The organism is Nocardiopsis sp. iso_238, from assembly GCF_056173325.1.
Genome location: NZ_CM149668.1, coordinates 5146607 through 5163751 on the forward strand (window position 1 = coordinate 5146607; position 17145 = coordinate 5163751).

The window sequence follows — 17145 nt, forward strand, 5'->3', positions numbered from 1 at the left end:
CCGGGGAACGGAGGGCGTCGTACGACCTAGGAGACCGCGTAGGGGCTGCGCGCGATCAGCGCGCCGTCCCGCTCGGTCAGGGCGCGCTCGACGGCGGCCGCGACCCGGTAGGTGCGGTCGTCGGCCAGCGGCGGGGCCATGATCTGGAAGCCGACCGGGAGGTCGTCCTCCGGGGCCAGGCCGCACGGCACCGACAGCGACGCGTTCCCGGCCAGGTTGGACGGGATCGTGCACAGGTCGGCGAGGTACATGGCCATCGGGTCCTCGGCGCGCTCACCGATCGGGAACGCCGTGGTCGGGGTGGTCGGGGAGACCAGCACGTCCACGTTCTCGAAGGCGGCGTCGAAGTCGCGCTTGATCAGCGTGCGCACCTGCTGGGCGCTGCCGTAGTAGGCGTCGTAGTAGCCGCTGGACAGCGCGTAGGTGCCCAGCATGATCCGGCGCTTGACCTCGGGGCCGAAGCCCTGCGCACGGGTCAGCGACATGACCTCCTCGGCGCTGCGCGTGCCGTCGTCGCCCACCCGCAGGCCGTACCGCATGGCGTCGAAGCGGGCCAGGTTCGAGGAGGCCTCGCTGGGCGCGATGAGGTAGTAGGCGGACAGGGCGGCGTCGAAGCTCGGGCAGGACACCTCGACGACCTTGGCGCCCAGGGACTCCAGCAGCTCCACGGTCTCGCGGAAGCGCTGGCGCACACCGGGCTGGAAGCCGTCGTTGTCCAGCTCCTTGACCACGCCGACGCGCAGACCCTCGACGTCGCCCATCCGGGCGGCGTCGACCACCGGCGGCACGGGGGCGTCGATCGAGGTGGAGTCGCGGGGGTCGTGGCCGGAGAAGGCCTCCTGGAGCAGGGCGGCGTCCAGCACGTTGCGCGCGAACGGGCCCGGGGTGTCCAGGGACGAGGCGAAGGCGATCATCCCGTACCGGGAGGAGCCGCCGTAGGTGGGCTTGCCGCCGACCAGGCCGCACACGGCGGCGGGCTGGCGGATGGATCCGCCGGTGTCGGTGCCGGTGGCCAGCGGCGCCTCGAAGGCGGCGACGGCCGCCGAGGAACCACCGGAGGAGCCGCCGGGGATGCGGTCGGTGTCCCACGGGTTGCGGGTGATCTGGTAAGCCGAGTTCTCGGTGGAGGACCCCATGGCGAACTCGTCCATGTTGGTCTTGCCGAGGATGACCAGACCGGCCCCGCGCAGGCGCTCGGTGACGGTGGCGTCGTAGGGGGGCTGCCAGCCCTCCAGGATCTTCGACGCGGCCGTGGTGGGCATGTCCTTGGTGGTGAACACGTCCTTGTGCGCGACCGGCACGCCCGCGAGGGGGCCGAGGTCGGCACCGGCGGAACGCCTGGCGTCCACGTCGCGGGCCTGGGCGAGCGCGGTCTCCCGGCGCACGTGCAGGAAGGCGTTGATGTCGCCGTCGACCGACTCGATGCGGTCGAGGTAGGCGGTGGTGGCCTCCTCGGAGGAGACCTCACCGGCCTTGATGGCCGCGCCGAGGTCGGCGGCGCTGAGCCCGATGACGTCGCTCATCTACTCTTCCTCCCCAAGGATGCGCGGCACCCGGAAGCGCTGGTCCTCCACCGCGGGGGCTCCGGCCAGGGCCTGCTCGGGGGTGAGGCCGGTCCGGGCCTCGTCGGGGCGGTAGACGTTGGTCAGCGGCAGGGCGTGCGAGCTCGGCGGGATGTCGCCCTGGGCGACCTCCTGCACCTTGGCCACGGCGGTGAGGATGTCACCGAGCTGGGCGGCGAGCGTGTCGAGCTCGCTCTCGTCGAGCGCCAGCCGCGACAACCGGGCGAGGTGCGCGACCTCATCACGGGTGATGGCGGTCATCAGGTGAGAACCGTTTCTTCGGCGGACGGGTGATCAGGACAATCCTATTGTCCCGCCGCCGGTCCCGGTGCCGCTCTCCCTCACCTGAGGCCCATCACACCGGCCCGGCCGTCGGCCACGTACGCGACGGCCACCGCCCCGGGAACGCTGATCGCGTCGATGACGGACAGACTCTCCTCAGAGTCCCAGGTAAGCACCGTGGAATCCTCGAAGCCCTCGAAACGCGCGAACCCCTCAGGAGCGGAGGCGTCCTCCGTCGACTCCTCCAGATAGAGCACACCGCCCTCCAAGCCCACCCTGTGGCCGTCCTGCACGATGTCCTCGTCCATCGGCACGAGGCCCCGCTCCGACTCGCGCTCGACGTTCCCCGCAAGATCCTCGATCCGATACGTACCGGTCTCGGTGTCCCACAATCCCCGCTGACCACCGTCATCCGAAATCCACAACAGGTTCCGCGCCCCCAGATCAGTCACCTTTCGGGACTCGGGATCCACCAGGGACAGTTCCTCATCATGGGAGTCCAGATACGCAACGCACAGCAGGCCCTCGGAGCAGACGTACATCTCACGCTGAAGGGATTCCCGAGGCATCCGGCCAACAGTGTGTTCGATCCGCCAGAGCTCCTCTCCCGTGCCAGGGTCAAGCCCTACGAACTCGGAAGTGAATTCCCAACCCTCACTCCACTCGACCGACTCCTGCCCTTGGGGCTGTTCATAGCAAGTGGTGGCCGCGACCACTACGTTCTCACTGACGGAGATACTGTCGACCGATCCCTGGAACGAGCATTCGGCGACATCTGAAGTGACCCAGGAGGTGCCGCCGTCCCCCAGCGCGTGGGAGGCCACCGTGTCCTGCCAACGGACCACCCATGAATTCCCTGACACAGTCTTCAACGCGTCGGACAGATGGTCATCACGAACCCGGTAGGTGTGATCGTATTCCGACATGTCCAGGGAGAACTCATGCGTTATCCGCCCGCTATCCCTGTCCAGGAGCATCGTCCGCGAGCTCTCCTCATCATGGAGCACCACGTGTTCACCATCGGTGGTGACGTTACTCAGAAACTCCTGCCCCGGATCCCGGTAGGACCACAGCACATCCCCTGTTTCCCCCGCGAGCGCGAAAACTCCGTCCTCAACGAGGGCAATGACACCTTCGTCAAAAGATCGAACAACGATCTCTCCGGCCTCCTCAGGCGGATCCCAGGTCCACGACAACTCATCGACCGACACCGCTTCCCCTTCGGCCTCCCCTGTTAGCTCATGAACGACGTGGGAAACACCAGAAAACGAGCATCCGGAAACAATAGAGACCAAAATCAAAAAAGTAATGGGCCGCAAGTAAGGCAAGGCTCCTCATTCCTCCTGGACAACATTCAGTACACCCGTCAATCGACACACCTCGACCCCACCACTAACTGACTAGCCTTCCAGGTAATGCTCCCATTTCCCTGAGGCACTCCCAAATCCCCTAAGGAAGGCTTCAACGGCGTTCTTGGTTGAACTTTCTCCATCCGGCCATTCGCCATCTTCGATCCTTCCATAAAAGTCAAGAAGATCCACATCGGATCCACTCTTGTCCCACTCAGCGTGATCAGGAGAAACGTACAAGGACCCTGAGTCATCCTTTTTTGCAATCCCCTCACCCAAAAGTTCCTCCATAAGCTCTGAATCATTTTCCGCAGCAACTCCGACGGCGTATCCCATAAGACGCTCAGGCTGGACCCAATCCCCATTCAACGGCACATGCGGCTCTGCGGCGTTTTCCGAGACCTCAAGCGCCTCCTGCGCCATCACCTTTCCCAGCTCCACCACTAATCCAGGCGCACTACCGTCTCCAGCGCTTCCGCCCAAAATATTGATGACAGAGGAGTTGATTTTGTCCCTGTATTCGACAAACTCCTCATCATTCCCCGCTCGCGTGATGCTTTCGTTCATGAGCGCAACCTCAACGAGCCCTTGGAGGCTGCCAGCTTCCACTGAGCCAGCCTGAGTCCTCATTTCGGTATTGGTTGCATATTCCTCCATTGCACGCGCAGTATTAAGCAGAGACTCGGTGTAGATCTTTGCTGCAGCATCCGAATCACCCACAGCCAATTGCGCAAATGAAACTCTGGATTCCGGAGTGAACTCGAGCCCCTCACCCAGACCAAGCGCCTGATTGTTCGGCAATCCGTCAGTGTTTGAAAATTCCTCTTGAAAAGCAATGAAGATATCAGCGAACCCGTCAGCGACCTCTGGGTTCAATTGACCAGCTGAAACATTATGCCAGGTGTCACCATCATCGTCGGTGACGTGACTCCCTGTATTAAACATGGAATCTTTAAATCCCTCATCATCCATAAGCTCCATAAGTCCCATGAGCGCATCCTCCCGAAGCCGCCCTTCAGAGTCTTCTTCTCCGTCAGCTGGACCGTCTGATATCCAGTCGGTTACTCCACGAGCCGCTTCCCCCTCATCGTCCCAGTCATGAGTGAACAGACTCTCCAATGTGTTGATCCGATTCTGCTCGGCGTGTTCCCCCTCACCTGGCCAAGGAAGCTCAGCGTCCACGCCATCCGGATAGGAGCCAGTAAGCAGCGCAAAGTTGGCGTCTTCGTTGCGTGTAGCCGTCGCCAACAAGCCCGACATCACAATGTCATCAGTACGTCCCAGAAGTTCGAGTCGTTCGATTCCTTCACCTACAGCAACTGCCATGGTGGTGGAGAACTGTGCCCCACCCTCCAGATCGTCACTTGAGTGGGAGAGCAAATCATTCAGACCCTCAGCCTGGTCCATCCAGGAATTAAAGATATTTCCTGCACCACGGCCGGACTTATCTCCACTGAAGTCAGCACCTTCAGCAACAGCACGCACACTTTCAGGAAGAACCTCATAGCCACCGCCGACTTTCTCATCCGATAGCACGAGCAGCCCATCACCCAGAGCAGACAACGCTTTATCACGTTCATGCCTACTTAGAGTTTCGCCACTAAGCTGACCAGGGATCCCAGGAACACCATTCTCGGACCCCTCATCCAGGGCGGCATAAAATTCTTCCAGGTATTCGACCTGGAAGTCCCGAAGTGGATCCTCATTTCGCTTCGCATCTGCGGCAAGTGCGTTTATCGCCGCGAGTTGCTCGATCAGGCGGTAGTATTCCTCATCGGGCTCTTTCTCCCCGTTCAGGTACGGAAGGAGAGTCTCGCCATCCCGTTCACCCGTGTCGAACGTTGATGGATAGTACAGAATCTGTCGAGTGGCATTGTAGACTGCGAATCCGAGAACACCGGCATCGATGAGCTCTCGAAGGTTGGACACAGTTGGCCCACCCCGCAGATTTGAAGAATTATTGTCGGCCTCCTCCTCCAAAGTCGACCAGAATCCCTCTGCACGATCATTAAGGGCACCCGCCAGAGCACTACGAGCCTCCACTGCGCCACCATCATCGAGATCAAATCCGAAATTGCTGGCGACCGCCGCGTCCCACTCTTCTTGCAAGCCAGCGATTTTCGCCTTGTACCGTTCCACATCTCCACTCCACTTTGTCAGCACCCCCCAAACGTGCCAACAGGTGGCCAAAGCAGAGTTCCAAGCACCGGAATTCTCGTTTGCAGTCGCGTGGATATCACTGGCCACCAGATCAGAAAATTCTTTAGCTCCGTCATCGAACAGAGATTTGAGATCACCACTTTTTCCTGTGATGCGGCCAACTATGTTGAGTGCATCGTCGGCTGCTTGGTCCAGCTTTCCGGTGTCCACATCACAGGGCTCGGGGGAGAAGTACACGGTCCACCTCGGAGTCAGATTTGGATTCTAAACTGAGTTCTGGGGCACAAACTGAGGGTCAGTGGTAAGTCCCAGGAAGCCCTGAAGGAACCTCCACATTTCCGAATGTCTCACCGGCCTGATCATCGGTGTTAGCCGCCTCCGATGCACCACTCTGAATATTCTCAGCCAAACTGACACCATGGTGCTCAACCTCAGCAATGGATTCGGCTTGCTCCTCTCCATAGCTCGACCAGCCAGTAACTCTGGGCTCATCCATACAGGCGTTCTTCGCTGAGTCCAGAAGATCCTTGAAGTCGCTGTGCAGGCCTTCGAAGGAGGCGGCGTAGACTTCCGCGTTGACGCCAGCACCAAAGGCGTCCTGGACGTTGACGCCAAGTTCGTGTCCAGGCATGAAGGGACCCTCCGTCGCTACGTGGGAATGGATGAGGCAATCACGTTAGCAGTCACCACCGGAGATCGTTCCCCGAAGGTACGGAGGGTGGCAGCCCAGGGATGCGAATACTCGCCTGGTCTGCGGAATCGGCCACTGCCATTCCCATGGCCACCTTCGGCCAGACCTGACCAGGTGGCGAAACTCGGATCCCGCCAGGCAGGAGTGATGAAGCCTCCGCTAGACGGGGGTGCCGGTGTCGTGGGCGGCCACCCAGGTGACCACGTCGCGGGCGATCATCGGGCGGGCGAAGTAGTGCCCCTGCGCGGAGTGGCAGCCGGTGTCGCGGGCGGCCTCGGCCAGCTCACGGGTCTGCACGCCTTCGGCGACGGCCCGCATACCCAGGGCGCCGACCAGGGCGATCGCCCCGCGCACCACCGTGTGGCCGTTGGCCGTGCCGTCCACCAGGCGGGCGGTGAAGGACTCGTGGATCTTCACCTCGTCCAGTGGCAGCCCGGCCAGCTGGGCGAGGGTGAAGTGGCCGGTGCCGAAGTCGTCCAGCGCCAGGCCCACGCCGAGGGTGCGCAGGCGTCCGACGGCCGCCGTGGCGGCGGCGGGGTCCTCGATGAGGGTGCGCTCGCTGATCTCCAGGACCAGCTGGTGCGGGGGGACACCGTGCTCGCGCAGGGCCGAGGCGACGGTCTCCGGCAGGTCCGGGTCCAGGAGTTCGCGCACGCCCAGGTTGACCGCGACGGGAAGGTGCTGGCCCTGGCTCCGCCACAGCGCGGTCCGGGCCAGGGTGATGTCGAGGACCTGCCCCGTGAAGGCGCGGAACAGGTTGGAGTGCTCGACCACCGGCATGAACTCGTCCGGGGTGAGCAGGCCCCGCACCGGGTGCCGCCAGCGGGCCAGGGCCTCCAGGCCCACGGGGCGGTCGTCGGCCAGGTCCACCTTGGGCTGGTAGTGCATCTCCAGGGCGCCCTCGGCCAGCCCTCGGCGCAGCTCGCTGTACATGCTCAGCCTGGCGGTGGAGTTGCGGTCCTTGCCGGGGTCGTAGCACTCCACGCCGGTGCGGTCGGCCTTGGCCACGTACATGGCGACGTCGGCGCGCTGCATGAGGAGTTCGAAGTCGGGGGCGTCGTCCGGGTACAGGGCGATACCGGTGCTGACCTGGAGGTCGAAGTCCATGCCGTCCAGCCGCACCGGCTCGGCCAGCGCGCCCTTGAGGCGCAGCGCCACCTCCCGGGCGGTGGCGGCGTCGCGCACCTGCGGGAGCAGGATGGCGAACTCGTCGCCGCCCAGACGGGCCACGAGGTCGCTCGGGCGCACGCTGTGGATGAGCCGCCGGGCCAGGGTCTGGAGGAGGCGGTCGCCGGTGGGGTGGCCGAGGGTGTCGTTGACCTCCTTGAACCGGTCCAGATCCAGCAGGAGCAGGCCGACGCGGGTGCCGCGCTGGTGGGCCTGGTCGATCTCCCGCCGGGCGCGGACGGTGAGGAGTTTGCGGTTGGCCAGCCCGGTGAGTTCGTCGTGGTTGGCCTGGTGGTCGCGTTTCACCAGCAGCAGGGCGCTCGTGTAGAGGGCACCGAGGGGGAAGGCGAACAGCGGGACGTAGAGCACCGAGTGGGTCATCGCGATGACGATGAGCGGCGACAGGCTGAGCAGGACGGCGTTCACGTACACCTGCTGTCCCAGGCCCTTGAACATCACCTGGCGCAGCGGCACGCGTTCGTGCATGGCCACCGCACAGAGCACCAGGACCCGGTTGACCAGGAACGAGGCGGCTCCGGCGAGGGCGACCCCGACCAGTTCTCCCCCGGCCGGGACCCACGGGGAGGTGACGATCTCGGGGAGCGTCAGGCGCAGGACGGCGTCGGCCACGCCGAGGGAGAGCACGTACTGGGCGGCGTTGAAGGCGGTGCGGTGCGGCGCGTGGCGGCGGGCCACCCCGGCGACGACGGTGGCGACGCACTGGAGGAGGGCGGCGACGGGGAGCCCGTAGAAGATGACCAGCGCGAACGTGAAGGGCAGCGAGGTGGGCGCACCGCTGCCCGGCGCCTGGCCGGGCATGGCGATGGGTCTGAGTTCACCGAGGATCACCATGCACAGCAGCACCCAGACCAGCGGCTCCCTGGCCAGGTTGGTGAGCTGTTCGAGACCGAGTTCGACGCTGGACACGCCGAGCAGTGCCGCGCCCGCGGCGGTGGCGGCCGCCATGTAGAGCCACAGCGGTGTCCCGACCCGGGGGCCGATGTCCCGGGTGCTGATGGGGTCCTTCATCGGTGACCTCGTGACTGATGACCGTTATCCCGGATAGGGCTCTGTCCGTATCCGGTGGTGTTGTCGCACAGCTTACGGGGTTTCGTCACCAACTGTCGCATCACATGAACTATCCGTGAAGAGATTCGCGAGCCAGAAAGGGCAGGGACCCGGCTCGGGTCCCTGCCCGCGCCCCGGAGGGACGCTCGCGATCGTGGGCGTGCGGCGGAGCCTACTCCTCCGCCGCCTCCTCCACGGGGTTGATGCGCAGTTTCTCCGCCGCCTCGGGGCCGTCCTCCAGCAGCACCCGGAACCCGGCCTCGTCGAGTACCGGGACGCCGAGCTTCACGGCCTTGTCGTACTTGGAGCCGGGGGCGTCCCCGACCACCACGAAACCGGTCTTCTTCGAGACGGAGGCGGTGGCCCGGCCGCCGCACTCCGCGACGGCCTCCTTGGCGCCGTCCCTGGTGAAGCCCTCCAGGGAACCCGTGACCACGACGGTCACGCCCTCCAGCACCCGGGAGCCCGGCTCCTGCCCCTCGTCCTCCATACGGACACCCGCGGCCGCCCACTTTCGGACGATCTCGGCGTGCCAGTCCACGGCGAACCACTCGTGGATGGACCGGGCGATGGTCGGACCGACCCCGTCCACCGACGCCAGCTCCTCCTCGGAGGCGGCGCGGATCGCGTCCATGGACCGGAAGTGGCGGGCCAGGTCCTCGGCGGCGCGGGGGCCGACGTGGCGGATGGACAGCGAGACCAGCACGCGCCAGAGGGGCTTGTTCTTGGCCTCCTCCAGCTGCTCGAACAGCTTCTCGACCGTCTTCTTCGGTTCGCCCTTCATGTTGGCGAAGAAGGAGACCACCTTGGGCTCGCCGGTCTTCGGGTCGGTCTTGGGCTCGGTGGTGTCCGGGTCCAGAACGTGCGTGCGGATCGGCAGCAGCTGCTCGACGGTGAGGTCGAACAGGTCGCCCTCGTCCCTGAGAGCGGGCTCGACCGGCTCCAGCGGCTGGGTGAGCGCGGTGGCCGCGACGTAGCCCAGCGCCTCGATGTCGAGGGCCTTGCGACCGGCGATGAACGCGACCCGCTCACGCAGCTGTCCCGGGCAGGAACGGGCGTTGGGGCAGCGCAGGTCGACGTCGCCCTCCTTCTGCTGACCGAGCTCGGTGCCGCACTCGGGGCAGCGCTCGGGCATGACGAACTCGTGTTCGGTGCCGTCGCGCCGGTCGAGCACCGGACCGACGATCTCCGGGATGACGTCGCCCGCCTTGCGCAGGACGACGGTGTCCCCGATGAGGACGCCCTTGCGGGTGACCTCCTGGGCGTTGTGCAGGGTGGCGAACTCGACCTCGGACCCGGCCACCACGACCGGCTCCATCACGCCGTAGGGGGTGACGCGGCCGGTGCGGCCCACACCCACCTTGATGTCCACCAGCTTGGTGGTGACCTCCTCCGGCGGGTACTTGTACGCGATCGCCCACCGGGGCGCGCGGCTGGTGGAGCCCAGCCGCCGCTGGAGGGAGATGTCGTCCACCTTGACCACGATGCCGTCGATCTCGTAGGCGGGGTCGTGCCGGTGCTCCTGGTAGTACGCGACGTACTCGCGGACCTCGTCCATGGTGCCCACGACCCGGTAGCGGTCGCTGAGCGGCAGCCCCCACTCACCGAGGAGCGCGTAGGCCTGCGACTGGCTGGTGAAGGCGGTCTCCTCCCCCGCGGCGGGCGTGTACGCGCCGACGCCGTGCACGATCATCGACAGCGGCCGGGTCGCGGTGACCCTCGGGTCCTTCTGCCGCAGCGAACCGGCGGCGGCGTTGCGGGGGTTGGCGAACGGCGCGTGGCTGCCGTCTGCGGCGATGCGCCGGTTGAGCTCCTCGAAGTCCTCCACCGGGAGGAAGACCTCGCCGCGCACCTCCAGCAGCTCGGGGGCGGGGCGGACGCTCTCGTCGAGCTGTTCGGGGACCACCCCGATGGTGCGCACGTTGAGCGTGATGTCCTCACCGACGCGGCCGTCGCCCCGGGTCGCGGCCCGGATCAGGCGTCCGCGCTCGTAGACGAGGTCGACCGCCAGGCCGTCGATCTTGAGTTCGCACAGGTAGGCGTCGACCGGCACCTCGGCGGAGGCACGGTCGGCCCAGGCGGAGAGCTCCTCGGAGTCGAAGGCGTTGCCCAGGCTCTCCATCCGGACGAGGTGCTCCACCTCCGCGAAGTCGACGCTGATGGGCGCGCCGACTTTCTGCGTGGGCGAGTCCTGGCTGACGAGGATCGGGTGCCGGTCCTCGATGCCGCGCAGTTCGAGCATGAGCCGGTCGTACTCGGCGTCGGAGACGATCGGTTTGCCCAGGTAGTACCGGTAGCTGTGGTCGTCCAGCTCACGGCACAGCTCGGCGTGGCGGGCGCGTACCTCGTCGGGGACGGTGGTGTTGTCGGGCGCGCTCACGGCTGCCTTTCTTGTCGCTCTCACGGGGCCGGATCGGGGGTGTCGGACGGGACCGGGGGGTGGGGGCCGGGGGTGGACCCCGCGTCCGCCGTCGCTACTTGCGGGGCTCGTCCCGCAGGACCCGGGCCCCGCCCCGGGCAGCTTCCAGGGCGGCCCTGGCGTGCCGGGGGGAGGCCCCCGCCAACCCGCAGGCGGGCGTGGTGACGACCACCTGGGACAGCAGGTCAGGGCTGAATCCCAACCGGTTCCAGAGCTCTCTTACGGGGTCGACGATAGTCGCCGGGTCCGACATTCCGGCGGACCTTCGGGCGGCCGTGGCGGCGTCGGCGGCGGTTCCGGAGGGCCGTGTGGGGGCGGGCGGGTCGGTCGGGGGGACGACTCCGAGGAGGAGGCCCACCCCGGCCTCGACGGCGTTCCCGACCATCTCGTCGTGCGCCCGGGTGAGCAGGCGCGCGTCGAGGCTCAGAGCGCGGGCGCCGCTGCGGCGCAGGAGGTCGACCGGCACCCCGGCGGCGCAGCAGTGCGCGGCGGGCACGGCGCCGCTCTCCGCGATCGCGGCGAACAGGGTGCGCAGAACCGCTTCGACCCGTACCCGGTCCACGGCGGGCAGGACGCTGAGGCCGCTGGCCGTGGGGAGGCGGCCGAGGAGCACGGCGGGCAGGGTGGGCTCGTCCACCTGGACGATCACCCGGGCGCCGGGGACGCGGCGCCGCACGTCCGCGACGAGCGTGAGGACGCCCTCCAGGTGGGACTCCGCGAGGTCGCGGTGGGCCCCGGGGTCGGAGACCACGCGCTGGCCGTTGCGGAGCTCGATCGCGGCGGCCAGGGTCCAGGGCCCGGCGACCTGCACCTTGAGCGGGCCCTCGTAGGCGTGGAGGTGCTCGGTGAGCGCGTCCATGTCGTAGGAGAGGAAGCTTCCGGCGCGGGCGAGGTCGCGGCCGGGGGTGTCGACGACCCGCCATCCGGTGGGCTGGACCTCGACGGGGAGGTCCACGAGGAGACCGGCGGCGCGTCCGATCATGTCGGCGCCGGCGCCCCGTGCGGGGAGCTCGGGCAGGTGCGGGAGGTCGGGGAGCTCGCCGACGATGGTCCGCATGGCCTCGTCGGGGTCCTCCCCCGGCCAGGAACCGACTCCGGTTGCGGACGCGACGGGCCAGGGTTGTGGCTGCTGTTGACTCACGTTGCCCAAGGTTAGGGCAACCGGCCCGGCGCGGCTCGTCGGCGGCGTCAGGGGGTGCTCAGGACCAGCCCGCCACGGGTCGTCTCCAGGGTGCAGAAGGTGAGGTTGTCGACGAGCTCGGTGGCGCCGAGACCCTCCAGGTCGGTGCGGCTGTGGGAGGTGGCCACGGCCAGAACGGCGGCGCCGCAGGCCAGTCCCGCGCGCACACCGGCGGGGGCGTCCTCGACGACCAGGCAGCGGGCGGGGTCGAAGCCGAGCGCGGCGGCGGCCCTGAGGTAGCCCTGGGGGTGGGGTTTGCCCTCGGTGACGTCGTCGGCGGTGACGAGAACCTCGGGAACGGGCAGGTCGGCGGCCTCCAGGCGGGTGCGCATGAGCCTGCGTGAGCCCGAGGTGACGGCGGCCCAGCGCCGGGAGGGCAGCGCGGAGAGGAGTTCGCGGGCGGCGGGCAGAGCGGTCACGCCGTCGAGGTCGGCCAGTTCCAGCTCCTCCAGTTCGGCGGTGGCCTCGGCCACCTGGGCCTCGGGGAGGAACATCGCGACGGTGTCCTCGGAGCGCCTGCCGTGGGAGACCGCCAGGATCTCCTCCGGGTCGATGCCGTGGGCCTCGCCCCACAGCCGCCAGGTCCGCTCGACGGCGCCGGTGGAGTCCACGAGTGTGCCGTCGATGTCGAAGAGGACGGCGTCAACAGAGATACGCATGCCCCCACGCTAGAGGGCGAGGGCGCGCGGGAGGCGGCTCGGTCCCCTCCGGAGTGTTCGGGGAGCCCGGGAACGCACGCCCCTCAGGAGCGGTGCGCGTCGGGTTCGGCGGGCTCGCTGACGCGGGCCGGCTCCGCGTCCGGTGTCCGGTCGCCACGGGAGCGGGCGGCCAGGCGCGCGCGCACCACCAGGGCGGTCACCGCCCCGACGGCGGCCACGACCACGCCCACCGCCGTCCACGGCGACTTGAGGAAGAGCTCCAGCCAGGTGCCGACCAGCCCGGCGATCACCACGCCCCACAGGCCCGCCCAGGCCAGACCGCCGACGAACACGGCGGCGAAGTAGCGGGGGAAGCGCATCCGCACGGCACCGGCGGAGAGGTTGATCGCCGTCTGCATGCCCACGGTGAAGAAGCTGAGGGTGACCACGGGCGCGCCGTAGCGGTCGATGCGACGCTTGGCGGAGTCCAGCTTCGGCCCGAGGCGTCGGCCCATGCGGCTGCGGGTGACCCCGGCCCCCAGGCCCCGGCCGATCCAGTAGGTCGCGGGGGCGCGCAGCAGGATCACCACGAGCAGGGTGCAGTAGATGACCCAGAAGGGCTGACCCTCGAGAAACGCGAACTGCGGCATGGACCGGACCCCTTACACCTTGACCCCACAACTTTGCATTGCCTTACCTAACTTCGGCAAGGGTCGCGGGCGAGAAAGCGCGTGTTGTGTGTCCTACTGTGACGGTTTCGCCCCTGTTCGGGCACCGACCGTCACGCCGACGCGGCCCCTCGCGCCTCCTCCGAACGCGCGGTCGAACGGATGGTCGCGGACCCGAGCACCGTGTCGCCGTCGTAGACCACCACGGCCTGACCGGCGGCGACGCCGCTCGCGGGCTCCGCCAGCCGGACCAGCAGCTCCGGCCCGTCCTCGGCCTCACGCTGCACGACCGTGGCCGCGTACACCTCGCCGTGCGCCCGCAGCTGGACGTGGCACTCGGTGGGCTCGGACAGCGGACCGCCGCCGCTCCACACCGGCCGCGTCCCGACGATCTCGTCCACCCGCAGGGCCTCGCGCGGGCCCACGGTCACCGTGTTGTTCACCGGCTCGATGGACAGCACGTAGCGCGGGTTCGGCGCTCCGCCCAGCCCCAGGCCCTTGCGCTGGCCGATCGTGAACGCGTGCGCCCCCTTGTGGGTGCCCACCACGTTGCCGTCCTCGTCCTGGATCGGCCCCGGCTTCTCGCCCAGGCGCCGGTTCAGGAACCCGGCGGTGTCACCGTCCGCGATGAAGCAGATGTCGTGGCTGTCCGGCTTGTCCGCCACCGAGAGCCCCCGGCGCTCGGCCTCGGCCCGCACCTCGTCCTTGGTGCAGTCCCCGAGCGGGAACATCGCGTGGTCGAGCTGTTCGGCGTTGAGCACGCCCAGCACGTACGACTGGTCCTTGCCCTCGTCGACACTGCGCACCAGGCGGCCGTCGATCTTGCGGACGTGGTGCCCGGTGGCGACCGCGTCGAAGCCCAGCGCGACGGCCCGGTCCAGCACCGCCTCGAACTTGATCTTCTCGTTGCAGCGCAGGCACGGGTTCGGGGTGTTGCCCGCCTCGTACTCCGCGACGAAGTCCTGGACCACCTCGCGGTCGAACTCCTCGGACATGTCCCACACGTAGAAGGGGATGCCGATGACGTCCGCCGCCCGGCGGGCGTCGTGGGAGTCCTCCACGGTGCAGCAGCCCCGGGCGCCGGTGCGGTAGGACTGTGGGTTCTTGGAGAGGGCCAGGTGAACGCCGGTGACGTCGTACCCCGCCTCGGCCACACGGGCCGCGGCTACCGCGGAATCGACCCCGCCGGACATGGCGGCCAGTACACGCAAAGTCATAACGTCCCCCAGCCTATGCGCCCCGCGGAGGAGGGGGCCACGCCCGGGCCCGCCCGGCGGTGTGCTCCGGGACGCGCCCGCACCGGGGCGGGGCGAGGGTGGTCGTCTGGTTCTGCGAAAATCATGGGCATGGCTCTGTTCCGTCGTCGCCGCTCCGCCGACACCTCCGACTCCGCGTCCACGGCCGCCGTCACGGCCTTCTGGGACGCCTGGCCCACCGTGCGCTCGCCCCTGGCCGAGTCCGTCGAGTCCGACACCCCGGCCCCCTCCGAGGTGTCCGAGCGGGTCTCCGCGCTGGTCAAGGCGATCCACCCGGACCTGGACTGGGAGGTGGGACCCGCACCCCAGCCGCAGGGCGGCCTGGAGGACCTCGACCTGTCGGCCGACGTCGACCCGGCCAAGCTCCTGGAACAGCTCGCGTCCCTGGACGACCCCTCCAGGTTCACCGACGCCCCCTCCTACGCGCTGACCCTGCGCCCCGGCGCCTCCGAGGAGGCGCGCGTGCAGTCCGAGCGCTGGTCCCGGTCGGCCCCGGAGGACGCCGAGTGGCGGTTCCTCCCGGTCCGCCCCGCCGACCACGACCAGCTCGGCAACACCGTGCGCTGGGACGACCACGAGCTGGACCTGTCCCACGTGTCCGTGTCCATGCGCGTCAACCAGGGCACGAGCCGGATCGAGGTGGGCGTCTACCACCCGGACAACATGTTCCTGTCCGGCGAGACCCGCCAGGCCGTCGCGGAGCACGTCACCCTCCTGGCCCTGGGTGAGGACCAGTTCGTGCGCTGGGTGGGGAAGGTGACGTCGCTGGACGAGCGTCCGATGGACCCGCTCCCGCCGACCTCCATGCCGGCCGTGGCCAAGCAGATGGGTGACCTCCTCGGCGGGACCGACGGCTGGGTGACGCTCCACGGCAGGCTGCCGTTGCAGGGCCCGATCGAGGTCCAGGTCCGCCACCCCGTGACCCGCCGGGACTTCCCCGCGCTCTCCCTGTTCGTGCAGGTCCTCGTCCCGTACGCGGACGCCGACGCCGACCGGCTCCCCCAGGAGACCTCCGTCGTGTCGCTGGCCGACCTGGAGGCCCGTCTGTCCGGCCTGCTCGGTGACAACGGCGCGCTGTTCATGCAGCAGACCGTGGCCGGGCAGCGGATGTACGTCTACTACCTCGACCCGGACTCCGGCGTGCTGCCCGAGTTCGAGGACATGCTCAAGGACTGGCCCGAGGGCAAGGTGCAGCTGCGCACCCAGCTGGACCCCAGGTGGCAGCAGTTCGACCAGGCCAGGCGCCCGTACGTGCGCAAACTGGGGCACTGAGGCCGTGCGGGGCCGTCTGGGGAACCGAACCCGGTTCCCGCACCTGGCGTGTGGGCGAAGACAGGCGTAACGTGGCGTCCCCGCGCAGGAGGATGGTTCGGGTCTGATGGACGGCGTGCTCACACGAACGACCACGGGCCGACCCCGGGTCGCCGCGGTCGGCGCGATCCTCGTCGTGTGCCTGGTGGGCGCGCCGCTGATGTCGCTGTTCCCCGCCGCCGTGTGGGAGCTCGCCCTCGGCCTGGGCCTGGGCCGTCCGGAACTGGAGACCCTGCTGGTCACCCCGGTGGCGGTCGGCGGCACGGTCCTGATGGTCCTGCTCTCCGCGCTCGTGCTCCGGGGCACCGGGGTGCGGCACCCGGCCTCGTGCGCCTGTCTGGTGGCCGGGACCTCCCTGGCCACTCCCCTGGTGATGGCCCTGCAGTCGCCCACCTTCTCCCCCGTGCCCGGCGACGCCCCGGTGAACGCCGCCGTGGTGAGCGCCGTCGTGGCCACGGCCGCGCTCGGCGCGTGCGTCCTGTTCGGCCAGCGCCACGAGCGGCACGGGGTCCTGCCGGGCATGGCGGTGGCCGCGGCGGGCCTGCTGATGCTGCCGATGGCCGCCGAGCACACGCGCGACCGCTCCACCGAGCGGCGCTCGATCAGCCAGATCAGCGAGTTCGGGCACACGATCGCGGTCCTGGACCATCCCACGTGGGCTCCGGTCGGGGTCCACGAGGTGCACGGCGGCCTGCGGATGACCTACGTCGCCGGGGAGGGCTCCGACCCCCTCGGCACGGTGCCGGAGCGAAAGGTCCCGCCCCGGGCCGACGGCACCGAACCGGCCCCGCACCGCGTCGCCCCCGACGGTCCCCCGGCCACGAGGGCGGTCGCCGCCGGCCCGGGCGTGGGCGCGGACCGGTCCGACGAGAACGCCCCCGGGTCCCTGCACGTGCTGAGCTGGACCCCGGAACAACGGGACGCGGGCATCCGCGGCGGGTGCGGCTTCCCCGGGGTCGAGTGCTCCGTGCAGGACTCGATGGTGGTCGTGCACCGCGGCACGGAGGACGGCGGTCACACCCCGCGCCTGAGCGAGGTCCGCACCCGGCTGGAGGACGGTTCCATCGCGAGCGTGCACCCCAGCGGCGCCGTCGCCCCGGAACTGCTGTTCACGGTGGCCCGCACCCTGCGGGCCGAGGCGCCCGGTGAACGCGCCGCCCTGATCGAGGACGTCCTCCGGGGCGGCTGAGCCCTCAGGGGGCGGGCGGACGCCCTCGTTCACGAAGAGTTCTCCGAAGCCCCGGGCACCGCCGGGCGACGGCCACGGAGCACTGACCTGGGATTGCGCAAACGATGGGGTTGACTCCCCTCCGTGATGGGAACTGGATCGACCGAAACCCCTTTGCCCCCGGGGTTCCCGAGTCACGATCGGGGCATACGACACGTAAGCACGC

13 protein-coding genes are annotated in these 17145 nt (G+C 68.4%); 2 read left to right on the plus strand and 11 right to left on the minus strand.

Annotated elements, in window-relative coordinates:
* Nucleotides 1-26: 26 nt before the first annotated feature.
* The 11 genes from gatA to mnmA all read right to left on the minus strand — a co-directional run bounded on the left by gatA (nucleotide 27) and on the right by mnmA (nucleotide 14401).
* Nucleotides 27-1523 (minus strand): Asp-tRNA(Asn)/Glu-tRNA(Gln) amidotransferase subunit GatA, encoded by a 1497-nt coding sequence (gene gatA, locus AC0VYL_RS23255; RefSeq protein WP_475455951.1) that lies wholly within the window; start codon nucleotides 1521-1523, stop codon nucleotides 27-29.
* Nucleotides 1524-1823, minus strand: a complete 300-nt coding sequence (gene gatC, locus AC0VYL_RS23260) for an Asp-tRNA(Asn)/Glu-tRNA(Gln) amidotransferase subunit GatC (RefSeq protein ID WP_191274162.1) — start codon at nucleotides 1821-1823, stop codon at nucleotides 1524-1526.
* 80 nt (nucleotides 1824-1903) lie between these two features.
* Complete coding sequence (locus tag AC0VYL_RS23265; protein ID WP_475481495.1) at nucleotides 1904-3055, minus strand: outer membrane protein assembly factor BamB family protein; 1152 nt, start codon at nucleotides 3053-3055, stop codon at nucleotides 1904-1906.
* A gap of 189 nt (nucleotides 3056-3244) precedes the next feature.
* On the minus strand, nucleotides 3245-5590 hold the full coding sequence (locus AC0VYL_RS23270; protein WP_475481496.1) for a TPR repeat domain-containing protein: 2346 nt from the start codon (nucleotides 5588-5590) through the stop codon (nucleotides 3245-3247).
* Nucleotides 5591-5648: 58 nt separating this feature from the next.
* Nucleotides 5649-5984, minus strand: a complete 336-nt coding sequence (locus AC0VYL_RS23275) for a hypothetical protein (RefSeq protein ID WP_475481497.1) — start codon at nucleotides 5982-5984, stop codon at nucleotides 5649-5651.
* A 219-nt stretch (nucleotides 5985-6203) separates the two neighbouring features.
* Entirely contained in the window at nucleotides 6204-8240 is a 2037-nt protein-coding gene (locus tag AC0VYL_RS23280) for a putative bifunctional diguanylate cyclase/phosphodiesterase (protein ID WP_475455953.1), read from the minus strand.
* 211 nt (nucleotides 8241-8451) lie between these two features.
* A complete protein-coding gene (ligA, locus tag AC0VYL_RS23285; protein WP_475481498.1) occupies nucleotides 8452-10659 on the minus strand; it encodes an NAD-dependent DNA ligase LigA in 2208 nt (735 codons plus the stop codon).
* 94 nt (nucleotides 10660-10753) lie between these two features.
* Nucleotides 10754-11839, minus strand: a complete 1086-nt coding sequence (locus tag AC0VYL_RS23290) for a methionine synthase (protein WP_475481499.1) — start codon at nucleotides 11837-11839, stop codon at nucleotides 10754-10756.
* A 47-nt stretch (nucleotides 11840-11886) separates the two neighbouring features.
* Entirely contained in the window at nucleotides 11887-12537 is a 651-nt protein-coding gene (locus AC0VYL_RS23295) for an HAD family hydrolase (RefSeq protein WP_475481500.1), read from the minus strand.
* An 83-nt stretch (nucleotides 12538-12620) separates the two neighbouring features.
* Nucleotides 12621-13166, minus strand: a complete 546-nt coding sequence (locus AC0VYL_RS23300; RefSeq protein ID WP_475455961.1) for a DedA family protein — start codon at nucleotides 13164-13166, stop codon at nucleotides 12621-12623.
* A 131-nt stretch (nucleotides 13167-13297) separates the two neighbouring features.
* Nucleotides 13298-14401 (minus strand): tRNA 2-thiouridine(34) synthase MnmA, encoded by a 1104-nt coding sequence (mnmA, locus tag AC0VYL_RS23305; protein WP_475481501.1) that lies wholly within the window; start codon nucleotides 14399-14401, stop codon nucleotides 13298-13300.
* A 129-nt stretch (nucleotides 14402-14530) separates the two neighbouring features.
* Here mnmA and AC0VYL_RS23310 point away from each other — a divergent pair, with 129 nt between their 5' ends.
* A complete protein-coding gene (locus AC0VYL_RS23310; protein WP_475481502.1) occupies nucleotides 14531-15712 on the plus strand; it encodes a DUF695 domain-containing protein in 1182 nt (393 codons plus the stop codon).
* Nucleotides 15713-15818: 106 nt separating this feature from the next.
* Nucleotides 15819-16940, plus strand: a complete 1122-nt coding sequence (locus tag AC0VYL_RS23315; protein WP_475455967.1) for a hypothetical protein — start codon at nucleotides 15819-15821, stop codon at nucleotides 16938-16940.
* The last annotated feature ends 205 nt before the right edge of the window (nucleotides 16941-17145 follow it).